The organism is Mesobacillus jeotgali (assembly GCF_900166585.1).
Taxonomy (GTDB): domain Bacteria; phylum Bacillota; class Bacilli; order Bacillales; family Cytobacillaceae; genus Mesobacillus; species Mesobacillus jeotgali_A.
The window spans coordinates 606022-620721 of the sequence record NZ_FVZC01000008.1; the positions used below are offsets into that span (position 1 = coordinate 606022).

11 protein-coding genes are annotated in these 14700 nt (G+C 33.3%); all 11 read left to right on the forward strand.

The annotated features are described in order from the left end of the window. Positions 1-8: 8 nt before the first annotated feature. The 11 genes from B5X77_RS08075 to B5X77_RS08125 all read left to right on the forward strand — a co-directional run bounded on the left by B5X77_RS08075 (position 9) and on the right by B5X77_RS08125 (position 14665). Entirely contained in the window at positions 9-4958 is a 4950-nt protein-coding gene (locus B5X77_RS08075; RefSeq protein ID WP_079506907.1) for a P-loop NTPase family protein, read from the forward strand. Positions 4959-5309: 351 nt separating this feature from the next. Then, positions 5310-6434 carry a hypothetical protein gene (locus B5X77_RS08080; RefSeq protein WP_079506909.1) on the forward strand — a complete coding sequence of 375 codons (1125 nt, stop codon included), beginning with the start codon at positions 5310-5312 and terminating at the stop codon, positions 6432-6434. Between the two features lie 105 nt (positions 6435-6539). After that, on the forward strand, positions 6540-6977 hold the full coding sequence (locus tag B5X77_RS08085; RefSeq protein ID WP_079506911.1) for a hypothetical protein: 438 nt from the start codon (positions 6540-6542) through the stop codon (positions 6975-6977). 32 nt (positions 6978-7009) lie between these two features. Then, positions 7010-7690, forward strand: coding sequence for a DUF1643 domain-containing protein (locus B5X77_RS08090; RefSeq protein WP_079506913.1), 681 nt, complete (start codon positions 7010-7012; stop codon positions 7688-7690). Positions 7691-7924: 234 nt separating this feature from the next. Continuing rightward, a complete protein-coding gene (locus tag B5X77_RS08095; RefSeq protein ID WP_079506915.1) occupies positions 7925-8728 on the forward strand; it encodes a hypothetical protein in 804 nt (267 codons plus the stop codon). Further along, positions 8721-9287, forward strand: a complete 567-nt coding sequence (locus B5X77_RS08100; protein WP_079506917.1) for a hypothetical protein — start codon at positions 8721-8723, stop codon at positions 9285-9287. Before B5X77_RS08095 ends, B5X77_RS08100 begins: the two co-directional genes overlap by 8 nt. Before the next feature lie 159 nt (positions 9288-9446). After that, positions 9447-10613, forward strand: coding sequence for a type I restriction enzyme HsdR N-terminal domain-containing protein (locus B5X77_RS08105; RefSeq protein ID WP_079506919.1), 1167 nt, complete (start codon positions 9447-9449; stop codon positions 10611-10613). A 635-nt stretch (positions 10614-11248) separates the two neighbouring features. Then, positions 11249-11752: a cation:proton antiporter regulatory subunit gene (locus B5X77_RS08110; RefSeq protein ID WP_079506921.1), complete on the forward strand. Its 504-nt coding sequence runs from the start codon at positions 11249-11251 to the stop codon at positions 11750-11752. Further along, positions 11752-12978, forward strand: coding sequence for a cation:proton antiporter (locus tag B5X77_RS08115; RefSeq protein WP_079506923.1), 1227 nt, complete (start codon positions 11752-11754; stop codon positions 12976-12978). The genes B5X77_RS08110 and B5X77_RS08115 overlap by 1 nt, the downstream gene beginning before the upstream one ends. A 59-nt stretch (positions 12979-13037) precedes the next feature. Further along, positions 13038-13361: a hypothetical protein gene (locus B5X77_RS08120; protein WP_079506925.1), complete on the forward strand. Its 324-nt coding sequence runs from the start codon at positions 13038-13040 to the stop codon at positions 13359-13361. Positions 13362-13780: 419 nt separating this feature from the next. Then, entirely contained in the window at positions 13781-14665 is an 885-nt protein-coding gene (locus B5X77_RS08125) for a hypothetical protein (RefSeq protein WP_079506927.1), read from the forward strand. Positions 14666-14700: the final 35 nt, after the last annotated feature.

Here is a 14700-nt window from a genome sequence, read left to right on the forward strand (position 1 = left end):
GGGTGTAAGTGCAACAAATAATGGATTTAACTGTTGTTTCGAATACAATTCCCAAAAATTCTTTTGAAACAATACCTATGGATAATTTAATTGATACTATTGAACAAATGTTCCATGACTATAATGAGGAAATCGTATTACTTGAAGGAGAGGAGGGTGCAGGTAAAACAGCCTTATTGGCCGATTTTTGTAAACGTTATTATAATAATGCAATTTCATTATTTATTAAACCATCTAGTAAAATTGGTTATGATCCTCAGATAATTAAGACTGAACTATACAGTCAGATGAACTGGGTTATCTATGGGAATGAATTAAAGGATTTAGAAGAAATTGACCAATCTCAATTGAACATGCTTTTTTATAGGTTCAACAAATATATTAGAAATAAAGACGGCTTTTACTATTTTGTAATTGATGGTATAGAAGATATTCCGGAAAGTGAGGGGTATTTGCGGGATGTTATATTAGATATTTTCCCTTTTGGTCTAAATCCACACAAAGTAAAATTCCTATTATCTTCTAACAATGAAGGTAAAATCGCTAGTTTTCTAGGTAATAAAAACATTAGATATAAACCTTTTCATATCCCAGGTTTTTCATATGAACAAACATTAGCATTCTTTATGGGGCTTGGTCTTAGAGATGACCAAGTTAGGGAGATAAGAAAAATATGTAAAGGGAAGCCAGGAGATTTAGCTAATATAAAAAGAACTATTGAAACCGGTGTTGATGTTGACGAGTTACTTAATGAAATTCATGATAAACTCCCCAATCTATTTGAATATGAATGGGCACTAGTTAATATTCAAGATGAGAAATTAATTGATTTATTAGCGTTACTCGCCCACGAGGAAAATAATAACGATATTAATTTTATATCTCAAATTTTAGGAATAGATGAATGTGAAATAAAAAAATATACAGAAGAAATTAATTTTCTTAACTTCAATGAGGTTACAAATGAAATAACTTTTTATTCTAACTCATTTAAAAAATTTGTGTCTAAGAAGCTGCAGAATAAAAAAGAAGATTCTCTCAATTTAATTATTGATCACTTATTAGATGAAGTAACAGATGAAAATTTATTACAGCTTCCAGTTTATCTTGACCAAGCTGGGCGTTTAGACGAACTTGTATCCCTTTTAACACCGGAAACCTTTTCTAGAATATTATTTAGAACTCAGTCCTTAGGTACTCTATCTAAGATGGCTAAACTTGGCTTTTCGGCCTCTGAAAAATTAAGGAAATCTGACGATTTATTTAAGTTTAGTATTCAAAATTCTGTCATAATGGAAAATTACAATACTAATATTTGGAAATCTGAGATAAAAGCTTTACTAGAATTGAACGAGTTTGATAGAGCTTTGGCATTATCCCAAAGTAATCTTCTTTTAGAGGACCGTTTGCATATGCTTAGTATTATTGCTAGGCATAAAAAGGAAGAAGGTTTAGTTCCTGAACCAGAAATTATTGAAAATATATTGAATATATACAAAAAGATAGATTTTAAAGGAATGGGTGAAAAGGCTCGTGAAATATCTGAAGATTTAGTTTATATAAACCCTGATCTTGCATTTGAATTAATTGAAAAATCAACAGGTGGAGATAAACAAGAAAATGCAGTGGATTGGGCGTTAGCTAACCTATCGTTATCAGCAATGAGTGGGTCAAAAAATGTTGAAAAAGACTTAGATACATTGCACAGTAGTTTGAATTCCAAAATTAAAAACCCTCAAGTAAGGACATTCTTTAATGAATTCTCGCAATTCATAAAAAATAATTCAGCAGAACAGTTATTAACTCAAGTAAAAAAATATGATTCAATTAGCGATCAAATATATATCTTAAGTAATTGGTGTGCTATTACTGAGAACTTAGAGAATATTGAAGAAGTTATTGAATACGTATTAAATTTGACGGTGAAAACGACTGAATACGCGCCTAATGCAGGGATATATAGGAAACTATCTACTAACATTCCTTTATTACCAGTAACAAAATCAAAAAAGTTAGTAGATTTGTTCGATAGTCAAATGAGTAATATAGAAAAGATAGGACCCACAGAAGATTATATTTTAATACAAATTAATTTGGCTAAAGCTGTTTTCCTTTATGATTATTTTGCTTGTAAAGAAAGATTAATAGATCTTTATTTTTATATTAATGAACATGAAGAGTTACCTATAAAAACAAGAGGTTATTCAACTTTATATACGACATTAATTGAAATTGATAAAGATGGCATTTTTGAAGAAATAGATGGATTGCATTCCATAATTGAGAGAGATTTGGAAGAATGTATTGAAAGTCTATTAGTAAGCACAGCCAATCAATTTGAAGAATTTAAAGGAACAATTGAGGAGCTAGCTATCTATTGTCCTAATAAAGCAATAAATATTATCGAAAAGCTAAATACAGCTTTCACACGCGATAGATCTTTGCTAGTTTTTATTAAGGCCTTTGGATCGCAACAGCTTGACTTAGATGGAATTAAATATATAAATGAGATAATTTCTAGAATTGATGATCATGATTTTTATTCTGAAGCTGTCTTATCTACAATAGAAAATATTTTTTTATTAAAAGAAAAGTATGAAGAGAGCTGCTTAAAAGAATTTATAGGGATTTTCAACAAGGTAAGAAAAATAACTGATCCAGATGATAGATGTAAAGGAATATGTCTAATTTTATCCATGATTAATCAAATTAGTGAATTATCAAAGTTTAAAGATTCATTGTTGAAGGATTTAAATGATACTTGGATGTCAATAAACATTGGCTGGAGAAAAATTGATATCGGATTTAAGATTATCAATGCTCTTGCATCTGTTTCAATAGAAATATCTAGGGATTATTTTGAAAAAATTGAGGAATTTAGGAACGGATTAATATTTTATGATCCGAATATTTCCTGGTCTTATCTATCAGTGCTGCGGTTGGTTATTCGCTCATATAGCGGATTAATATCAAGTGACATTGATAATGAAAACGATTTAGAACATATTACTAAAATTATTGATTTGGTTCCTTCAGATGGTGAAAAGGCATTATTATGGAACGAATTAGCCCTAAGACTATACAGTAATAAGAAAAATGAAAAAGGAAGAACAATTGTTTTAGAAAGGATTAAACCCTGCTTAGAGAGAATATCCAATTTGGACGAAGGCTACAAGTATCATGTGATAATAAGGGTTGCCCCATCTTTGTACTTAGCGCATAAGAATACAGCTTTTGAACAATTAGAATCACTGCCTATTTTAGAAAGAGATAGTGCTTATAATAGTATTGTGAGATTTTTTTTAACCAAGGCTACACCTATGGATCCATATGATGGTATCCAGGGTCAGGGATATGATATTAACTATGAAGATATTATAGATTTATGTGAATTAATAGATAAGGCAGAGTTGGACAGTTTAATTTTTTCAATAATTACTGATATCGTAGATAGTATTATGGATAATCGATATAGTCGTAAATTTACAATTCAACAGAAATTAGATATTGCTAAGAGGCTTGAAAGTTTAGTTGAAACTAAGTTACCAAATGAGAGGCATATAAAACACGATGGTTATAAAATAGTTTCACGAGCTCAAATTATGAAATTAAGGCAAACAAAATTTCAAGCGTGGCTCGATTTAATTGAAGAGGCTAGAAATGTGCCAAACCTTTCAGATAGAGCATTAGTTTTAACAATTGTGGCTTGTTGTTTTCCTCGAAATAAACAAGAGAAAACTCTTGAAGTCATCGAGGAGGTAGAAAAACTTGTCGATGAAATTCCAACAATAAACGATAAACTTACTCAATATGAAGCATTAGCATCGAATCTAGTGAAAATAGATCAAGTTAAAAGTAAAAGCTTTATTAAAAAAGCTATGAGCATATCAATATCAAAAGATAAAGAAAGCAGTGTGTTTACTATACAGAAGAGATTGATTGATTTTGCGCATAGGATTGACCCAGAATTTGCTGAGAGTTTAGTTTCTATAAATGATAAAGATCCTGCTAGGGTAAAAATAAAAGAAGAACTAAATGAAGAGTATAAGATGTTAGAACTCAAAAAGAAAATGCTTGAAAACAGTGAAACTGAAGTAGAGACTGAATCAGTGGAAAATTATAAACAAGCTTCTTGGAGGCTATTAGGTGCCTTGAATGCCAAGAGGGTAGGAACGGTAAAGATAGAAGATACCAAGGAATATGTTGAAATAGGCTCGAAACTATCTTTGAAAGATGCATATCCTATTTACAGTTGGTTGTTAGAAAATATGAATATTCGTTTTAGAAATAATGCTGTTCAAGCCTCACAAGTAATAAGACCTATCTTTGAGTCTATTCTTTTAGGAGCAGAATTAGCATTAAACATGTCGGGCAACAATAAAATTCAATTTAATAAAGTAAAAGAGAGTGCCATAGACAATAGCCAAAAAAGTATATTAATCAAGGTGGGGGAAAGGGATAAGGCTTTGGATTATTTAAAAAAATGGTTTGAAGAAAACGCTAAGGGCTATGTTAAAATTTGTGATCCTTTCTTCGGAGTCGGGGATTTAGAAGTTTTACAGACTTTTAGAGTGTTAAAACCAGAAATTACTTACGAGGTTTTAACAAGCATAAAGAATCAAAAACAGGAGGACATAAAAGGTAATTACGAGGAAGAATACATGAAATATTGGAGAATGAATATTTCAGATCAAGACCCACCAGAGACAGATATTGCAATAGTTGGTAAGAAGTCAGATGGAGAGTTACCTATACATGATAGATGGATTTTAACTCAAGGAAGTGGTTTGCGTTTGGGGACTTCTTATAAATCATTTGGTCTAAAAAAGGACTCCGAGATATCAATTTTAGATGATAATGAAGTTGACCTATTAGAAGTTGAAGTGAATAAATATTTAAATAGGTCTCAAAGGGAATATGATGGTGAAAGATTAGTTTACAACACTTTTCCTTTGTAAATTAAAAAACAGGCTGTGAAGCTATTTGCAGCCTGTTTTTTGATAATTGACAACCTGCTAACTGCCATTCTTTTTTAAAAGGTATTACGTTGGATGATGTTTAATGGTACGTTCGAGTGCTAAGAAGAATACGGGACTAGAATACAAGTGATTGTACAAGTTCATTTCCCAATTGTACCTGCTATGCTTATTTCGCTTCGATAGAACGTTATGGAACACTAGATGGTAGTTCATTGTTTTTATCAAATGGGTGTATTATTTGGATTAACATGAGAGTAAGTATCTTTTTGGGGTGGTAAAGTCTTCTAATGCTTTCTTTATTATGATAAATTTTTTTTAAGGAGAGTCCAGGTGAAAAATAACCTTTATCAACTATATTATGATAAGCCTGAAGATCGTGTTACCGAAGTGTTATTTAAACTATTAGAAAAATCAACAAAAGAGTTGACCGATCGATTTCTAGGAAGTTGGATTGGAAATTTTCAAATAGGAATTAAAAGAGATTATCATTTTGGTACTCAACTTGCAAAGGTGATGGATGCACATACAAAGCGGGGGGTAGTTCTTGCCATTTCAGAGTCCGGGAAAATTAAATCATCAGAGGAAATAGGAAGTAATTATATAGGTGTCCCCGATGGATACATTTATGAGAGTAATGAAGCGCTTAGTGTATTGGTGGAAATTAAAATAAAGGATAATCCTTTAACATATAAACAATTGGATGCACACTGTCAAACCATTTCAACTTGTAATCATGTTGATATTATCCCTCTTACTTGGAGGGAAGTCCGTGACTTTTTTGAAAAAGAGCAGCAGAAGTATGATAACAATCATAAAAATTGGTTACTTATCGATGAATTTCAAGAATTTTGCGATGAACATGAGGTAGGAAGATCAAAAGAGGATTATCAATATCTAATTAAAAGACATGCAAAAGAACATAACGTGTTAAGGTCATTAGATGAGTATATTAAAAATAAATATTTAAATGTTCAGGTAAAAAAAGATGGTTTTCAAGCTATTGATTATAAGACATCCGCAGGAAAAACCTTCTTTACTATTTGGTATAAAGAAAATTTAATTGTTTTTAAACCCACTCGACCTTATGGGGTTTATATTGATTTAGTTATACATAAATTGGGAGGAGAAATAGTCAATACTCCTTACGATTACAAATCTCAAGAAGCATTTATGCTCTTTAGTAACCTAAAGGAAGAACAGTGTTTTGTTTTATCTCAAATTATCGACTTATGTTATGAAAGTACATGTAATAAGATAGAATTGGCTCCGATTGAGTGGGTAAATCTATTTCAACTAACAGAGGAAGGTCTCAATGCTAGTCGGATTGGTCGAGCAGATATTAACTTTTTTAACAAGGGTAGCTTAAAAGAAGCTGGAGCGTATGATTTGTATCACATTCTTTATAAAGCAATTATGGAAGTAAAGTATGTAAAAAGTAAAATTATTTTATATTAGTATTAAAAGGTTTGAGATCAATTCGTTTGGTATGCAGTCCAAGGTACAACTAAATAAAACAAAGATAATATTGTTTATTTTATAGAAACGAGAGGTTTTATAAATATGGAAATAACTAAAATTGAAAACCCATCTTGGTGTGGGGATATAAAAGAAATTCTTCTGCCCTATAGCTCCTCATTCGATTTTAAAGGGATCACAGAAAATTATCCACTAGGTTATTATGAATGGTGGGTAATCAAGGATGCAGATGGAGTAGCATTAGGAGTAGGTTGGTTGGATTTTGATGAGAATTCGTTTGGTCAAAAAGAAGGGGAGATTTCTCTTTGTGTAAACATAAAAAATCATTCGGAAAATGTGGGAAGTACTTTGCTCTCTTTCCTTGAAGATGAAATAAAAAGAAGAGGTGTCTCATTAACTTCAGCTGTTGTAAAAAAGTCAAATCCTCATTATCAACATGTCGTTAATTGGTTTGTTAAAAAGAATTACATTGTTGATTCCGATGGGGAAAAAACTACTTATTTAATTAAAAAAGGTGACTAGCAGAGTAACTATCAAATGATGGAGTAGTTAATATGAGCAGGTATATTGCTGATTATATTTTAGGGGAACCACATTGTGAAAAAGAAACTATAGTTAATACAAAACAAAATTTCATTGAAAAAAGGGATTTCCTAAACATTGAGTTAAACAAACAAGGTTATAAAACTATCACCATTGTAATGATGAATCCTTCCAAGGCTGATTCTCGTCAGTCGGATAACACTATAAACAAACTTATTGAATTCTTTATAAGTCATTCTATACACTCGGTAGACAACGGGTTAAAAACTATTAAAGATATTAAATATTTACAGATATTAAACCTTTTACCAATATACAATCCTAACTCAAGGGCAATATACAGTGATATAAATACTATTATTGCTGAAATTGGGACAGAAAAATTATTTTCCGTTTTAGAATCGAATCAAAAAAAGATTAAAGAGGTGCTACAAGATTCTCATTATATAGTGATAGCATGGGGTATGCCAGAAAATTTCTCTCTTCCTTTGTATTTTGAGCAAGCGGCAATGGTTCTTCGTACACTAGAAGCCTCTGGAAAGAATGTATATGTCTTTAAGATGAAGTCTCTTAAAGGGTCTGAGTATTATTTGACTAAGCATTTAAATCCTCCTCACCCATCAAAAGGTATAATTCTTAGTTTAGTACGTGTAGATGTTAACAGTCATTATAGAATAATTCCAAGACTTTGACGGTAATCATTTCAACCTCATGTTGATATAGTCAAACAACAAGTAACCTGTATTGTTGTATACAATTATGGTTGATTTAAAAAATGATACTGTACAGTTCAAGGAAACTTTGATCAATTAGGTAGCTTAACCATAGTAGAGATTCTTATCTAACAGAGTATAGTATATGTTGATACTCATCTCACAGCAGATAAGGGGAGATCAATCCACTTTTTATATAATAAGGAGGTCGTTATGTTTGTAGCTGAACTAAAGGGAAAGATTCCGTCAGAGCTTCAAAATTACGAAGATATATTAACGTCTTCAACAATTGGCGTTTTTCAATATCTGTCTAGTCCCTCATACATTCAAGCGGTGTTAGAGTCCTCTATAAATATTGGTCATGAAAATTTGAAGTTTGCAGGAGAAATCGAAGAAAGTGATTATATTTTTTGGCCCAAACTTGAAGCATCAGAGCCAGATGTATTACTTTATTTAAAGACTGTAGATGGAACAGAGTATCTTATCTGCATAGAAGCTAAGTTTTGGTCAGATAAGTCAAGCAGTGAAGATCTTAGTATTGAATTTCAAGACAGGGGTAATGGGCAGAGGGATCAACTCGCTAGAGAAATTGAGGACTTACATAAAAATATATGTTTTCATTTATTCAATTTAAACAAGAAAAAAATAAAAAAACCAATATTGTTATACCTTACAAACCATACTTATTTTCCTTCAACAAAAATTTTAGAAAGTCTAAATCATGTAAAAGTACCTTGCTTTCCTAAGGAGAATATTTATTGGTTACCTTGGAGAGAAATACATAAAATAATTAATAAAACAACAAAATTTCACACTAGTCAAGATATTTTAATATTAACTGATTTAAAAAAAATACTAGAGAAGAAAGGGCTTAAAGGGTTTAATGGGTATCAACAGGAGATAGTGCCTGTAAAGGTTTTAAACTATGATTATTCAACTTCAAGCGAATTTATAGAGTGGGATATTAAGCAGGTTAATAATATTTGCTGGAAATATGGAGGAACAAAAAATGGTTGATAACACAGCAATTATAACTTCTATAAATAATGTAAGGCATACAATAAACAATGCTATTTTAATGTTAAGAGATTTGGATACTGCCCTTTCAAAAAAGGGTTTTAAACCATTGAATGGAAACTGGTTAGGTGCTGAAACTAGTAAATCTATTAACCAATCAATGGTTGATTATCGTACATTTTTTCCGCAATACATTTCAAGGCAATATGCACTAGAAAATGAAATTGATAAAAACGTGGTAAAAAAAATCCTCTTTGTCAATATTCAATTCTTTCATGGTGATTATATAGACTTACCACCGACATTTATAAGCAGTGTTATGATTTTTCCTACATTTAATAAAAATCTTAAAGCGTCTATTGATAATTGGTGGTTAAAGTATATTGTATATGAAGAAACAAAATGGGAAAAGGTTATAAAGAATGGCGGAATTAATGAAAATATAGATGATGATAAAATCAGGACAATATATTGGTGTTACGATTTACTATCTTTCAATAAACAAAGTGTTATTAATAAGGAAGTTGATAAATTACTTGAGTTATACTATGCAAACTAATATTACCTATTCTTTGATAGTTTCAACATTAAGTCTAACAATAAACTAAACTAAAAAGTCAATTCGTAACTTGTAGCAGTAAAGTCAGCGGGACTTTTTCTTTAGTACATGGTATAGCTATTGAGTATTAGAAAAATATAATTTAAAGGTGTTTATAAAATGACCTTGAACATATCCAGTATCCCATATGGAAAGTTATATACAAAAAATAATAGGCCTTGTATATTAGACCCTACAAGAAATAAACTTTTATACCTTACTCCAGAAGAAGAAGTACGACAGAGTGTGCTTAACTTTATAATAGAAACAATGAAGGTTCCAAAAAAAATGATAGAAACGGAAGTTCCAATGAGCTACTTTATTAAGGGGACAAAGGGCAGAGCAGATATTATTGTTTATTATGAAGATGAAGAGAATATTTTAGTGCCCTTACTAGTTATTGAGTGTAAAGCAAAGGGAGTCCCTCTTATAGATAAAGTCTTTACCCAAGTTTATTATTATGCTGATACTATTCAAGCTAAGTATATAATGGTGACAAATGGAGAGGAATTAGTTATTGAAAAATGGAAAAGTGAAAACGATTCTTATGAAGAAGTCTCCAACCTTCCAAGCTATGGTGAATTATTGTCAGAAGAAAATATAAAGATTCAACAGCCTTATATAGACGTTTGGAAGAGAACAGATTTTTCTAAAGTTAATTCAAAAGATACTCTATTGAGGTATTCAAGTATTATAGGTAGTGATACACCAAAGGAATTTAATAAACTCATTATTAATTTACAGGAAACGCTTTGGGATATAAAAGAGCCATTTCCTGTTTTTGAAAGATATGGAATAAAAGTCATAGAGGATATAGGAATACGCTATACATCCTTTGGGAATGCTGCGGGATTTGATTGGACAGGTGATTATAGATCAATCATTATTGAAAGCAATAAAGGGGACCATTCAATAATAAGCTTTGCTATCATGTACGGTTATTTACTTGTTGCAATAGATGATGACATTAGAAGCCATAATTCCTTGCAACTCAAAATAAAAACACACAGTATAATTGATGATAATGATACCTTTAGAATACAGCACAACGGAAAGATGGCAATTGGAAAGTCGGGTGGAGTAAAGTATAGTTTTGTGCTTAATTATGTTTACAAAAGTGAACCAGACTTTGTTACACCTGATATGACGAAGATATACTTAGGCACATTGAAAAATGATAAACCTTTTAGCTGGTCCAATGAAGCTTTCTTAGATTTTTTTATGCGTCTAATTAGATATGGTTTGTTGAGAGATGAATTAAGAAACCAAATGAAATCAAATGTATAAACTATATGTGGTTTATGTAAATCAAAAGGTTGCCAAAGTGATATAAATAAAACAAAATAGTGCCGAAAAACACCAAATACCTCTTAAACCAGGAAAAAAAGTGCTTGGATTGCTCTACCGTAATGGGCAAAAACGGATAATTCTTGACCGGAAATTCAGTGTTATCAAGGGTTGGAAGCATATTGCTTTAATGGTTGGCAAACTTTTAGTTTAAGTCACATTTATTGTCACCCAAAGCATAAGTTTGCCATCTGGCAGGCTTATGCTTTTTTTTGTGCACTTTTTTACTCATTATTAAAATCATTGAACGTATGGTTACAGAATTGCAAAATTTCGTTTTCTTTCGGGATACTGTCAATAATTCTTAAGAAAACAACAACTTTAAGGGCTTTGGTTTGAATGTTACATAATAACATCATATAATAGTATTATGTAACATTACGTGAAAGGGGGAAATGCAGTTTTAGTTTTGAATTGGGAGGGGATGCTGGACTGAGTTCTTTGAAGGTATAACTCCAAGGGTTCTTGGAAATACGGTAAGTGACGGCTATTAAGACGGCCCTAAAAGGCTTATTATCTATCTGAAAAATCAATTGCTAAAATACTTCAAACGTAATTAAAGGAGGAAATGGAAAATGAATATTAGAGAAAGTGAACTTCCGGGTATTGGATACAAGTTTGAAATAATTACTAAAAATCAAGATAAGCTTGTTGTTGTTATACATGATGATGGGCGCAGGGAGATTTATCATTTTGATGAAGATGACCATGAAGAAGTGATCAGCAATGTTACTTTTACCGATTCAGAAGCAAGGCAGATTGCAGGTATCTTAGGCGGAATGGCATATAAACCTAAAGCGCTGGAAAAAGTGGATTTTGCTTTTGATGATATCATTGTCGAGTGGTATCAGGTAGAACCAAACGCACCTGCAATCAATAAGACCATTGGAGAGATTGATATAAGAAGCAATTATGGAGTTACTGTTATTGCCATTAAGAAAAGATCAACTAAAAAATCTCAGAATCCGGGACCGGATACGGTTATTGAATTAGGTGATACATTGGTAATCTCGGGGGATCGGGACAAGTTAAAAGAGGTTATAAACAATTTATTGACAACCAGGGGAGGGGATAATTGATGAACCATTTGGTATTAGAAGTAGGAACTGCGCTAATCCTGGTGGCTCTTGGTTCAATCATTGCCAACAAACTCAAGTTTTCTATCATACCATTTCTGATTATTTTAGGTATGCTGGTGGGCCCGCATGCTCCGCACTTTGGAATTATCGATTTGCGATTTATCGAAAGCAGCGATATCATTCAATTTTTGGGCCGGATAGGTGTCCTTTTCCTGCTTTTCTACCTTGGACTGGAGTTCTCGGTTGGCAAGCTGATGAAATCAGGTCGGAATATCGCGGTTGGCGGTAGTATCTATGTAGCGATCAACTTTGTATTAGGTCTTTTCTATGGTTATATTGTCGGGATGCCGTGGATGGAGACGCTTATAATTGCAGGGCTTCTCAGTGTATCATCAAGTGCAATTGTCGCAAAGGTTCTCGTTGATTTAAAAAGGACCGCCAATCCTGAGACAGAACTCATACTTGGCATCATTTTATTTGACGATATCTTTTTAGCTCTATTTCTAACGACAATGTCTGGGGTTTTACTGGCAGGATCAACTTCAGCATGGGGAATCATTACTTCTGTACTCATTTCGGTGGGGTATATGCTGGTGTTTTTCATTATTGCACGGAAAGGTGCTCCACTGCTAAATAAATGGCTAAACATTAAGTCAGATGAAATCTTCATAATCGTCATATTCGCTACGCTATTTTTCGTAGCTGGTTTTTCTGAAACACTTCATGTAGCAGAGGCAATCGGTGCTTTATTATTAGGCCTGGTTTTTTCTGAAACGGAACACAGAGATCGAATCGAGCACATGGTTGTACCATTTCGTGATTTTTTTGGGGCGGTTTTCTTCTTCAGCTTTGGATTAAGTATTGATCCATCCACCTTAGCAGATGCAATTTGGTTGGCAATTGGCGCTGCCATCATTACGATAATCGGGAATTTTGCTGCGGGCATGATGTCTGGAAGAAAGGCTGGCCTATCTCATAAAGCTTCTACTAGTATTGGGTTAACCATTATGGCACGAGGCGAATTTTCCATCATTGTAGCCAATTTAGGGATTGCTGCTGGTTTGAATCCAATCTTAACCCCTTTTACTGCTCTTTATGTTCTTATATTGGCGATACTTGGACCGTTGATGACAAAGGAAAGCAAGAAGATTTATAAAGTCCTTAATAATATTTTCAAATGGACTGGAACAACAGAAAAGAAAAAAGTTGTTAAATCTGAAAGCTAAAAATGCAGGAAATGAAAAGGATATTTAAAAAAAATACATTCATAAAGGAGGTGGAATGAATGAAAATGAGATATATTACATGCCTAATCCTGATTCTTATGGGCAGCCAGGTTTTCCCTTATGAGAGGTATGATACAACAAATGATACTTTTATTCATGGAGACCGTTACAATGAGGATAAAATAACACATAGTTCACCCCGTGTATTTGTACAGGGAATGGCAGCTATGAAGGCAAAGGTTAAGTTTATTGCTTCATTCACAGAGAGCTATGAGAATGCACACATACTCTCGACTGTTCAAAGTGAGAATAACTATAGGTATCTTAGTTATGTCCTCAAAAACCTTTACCCAGTAATATATCAGTCCAATTATCTTTGTTAAATTTGATAAACAACATACTGCCAGCAGTTATGCAGCCGAATAGCTTTTTCTATAAGTCCCCCATGACTTTTGCAATTCCCCTTAATGCTTGTTTTAATTCACATCTTTTAAATTCTCCATTCGCAGACCTTCTTGCGAGCCCAGCCAAAAAATTGGAAAGGCTAGGGAAGTCTTTTTAAAATCGGAAAAGAAGTTTAATAGAAAAAGTAACATCCTCGAAGGTAACAGCGCCAGTCTCCAATTCGACAATACAAATAGTCCCATAATCAAGGAAAAAGGACTCAACCCTGACAGAAACAGCTTGGGTTAAAAGCACTCTTTCATTTTTAAGGAGCAAACAACCGACAAAAAATTGTATAACCTTGTCGAATGCTCTCCATGGAAGTGATGAATCCCTGCTTCTGGAAGGGGGTGAGATAGTGCGCATCCGGCATTTTATTCTAATGGGTGTTTTTTTAGGGGCGGCCTCTTTCTTACCGAATGATACATTTGCTGAGAAAAATGGGTCGGCGAGTCAGCCGGTACCTCAAAAATCTGAAGTACATACTCAAGTTATACGCAAAGCTGATACTCCGGAGGCAACGAATAAAGCAGTCACCGTTAAACCTGACAGCGTAGATAAGAAGCCAGAACTGGCGGGTCCGAACCCGGTACCGAAACCTGACGCCCGGCCGCCGAAATCTATTAAACCTGTTCAACAGTTACCAGAGAAGGTGAATAGGAGTAAGGAAAAGGTTAATCCTGCTATAAAAAAGAAGCAAAAGGCTGGAAAACCTCCTGAACCTGCTATAAAGGAAAAAAGCCAGGCACTAAATCCGACAAAGCTTAACACTGTTAAGGTTACGAAGGCGTCAAAAGTGCTTCCTCCTAGCCAAAGGATTTACGAGGCAGATGAACACAGCGAAACTTCAGGCGAAAATGCCAGGCCAGAAAGTTTTACAGAACCCGAAAAGCCTGCAGGTTCAAAAAAGAGACGCACTTCTATGCATTTGGCGGAGGAACTTTTAATAGAGGACGAACAGGAAACTCCTTCTGATAATAAGAAGAATCCTAGAGTTATTGAGATGGCGAGTAATCCGCCACAACGAACACAATCGCCTGGAGGGCAATCAAACGATCAAAACAATGCGGGGGCAGGCCCGATAAGTTTTATTGCAGGTTTGTTTGACTGGAATGAATACTTTGGTGGGAATCATGGCCGTATCTATCATTCGTGTCAGGCAGATTACTTTCATCAATGGATCAATGCCCCACCTTCACCACCGCCAAAGGCAGCTCCTTTTTTCTTAACGTTTACTGCTTAATTAGCTAAAAAAACGATAGTAAAAGGGAGCAAAAT

Excerpts from the sequence above, each read along its gene's own strand:
- B5X77_RS08115 (WP_079506923.1), top strand. The coding sequence starts at position 11,752 with ATGAACCATTTGGTATTAGAAGTAGGAACTGCGCTAATCCTGGTGGCT.
- B5X77_RS08110 (WP_079506921.1), top strand. The coding sequence starts at position 11,249 with ATGAATATTAGAGAAAGTGAACTTCCGGGTATTGGATACAAGTTTGAA.
- B5X77_RS08095 (WP_079506915.1), top strand. The coding sequence starts at position 7,925 with ATGTTTGTAGCTGAACTAAAGGGAAAGATTCCGTCAGAGCTTCAAAAT.
- B5X77_RS08085 (WP_079506911.1), top strand. The coding sequence starts at position 6,540 with ATGGAAATAACTAAAATTGAAAACCCATCTTGGTGTGGGGATATAAAA.
- B5X77_RS08120 (WP_079506925.1), top strand. The coding sequence starts at position 13,038 with ATGAAAATGAGATATATTACATGCCTAATCCTGATTCTTATGGGCAGC.
- B5X77_RS08100 (WP_079506917.1), top strand. The coding sequence starts at position 8,721 with ATGGTTGATAACACAGCAATTATAACTTCTATAAATAATGTAAGGCAT.
- B5X77_RS08105 (WP_079506919.1), top strand. The coding sequence starts at position 9,447 with ATGACCTTGAACATATCCAGTATCCCATATGGAAAGTTATATACAAAA.
- B5X77_RS08090 (WP_079506913.1), top strand. The coding sequence starts at position 7,010 with ATGAGCAGGTATATTGCTGATTATATTTTAGGGGAACCACATTGTGAA.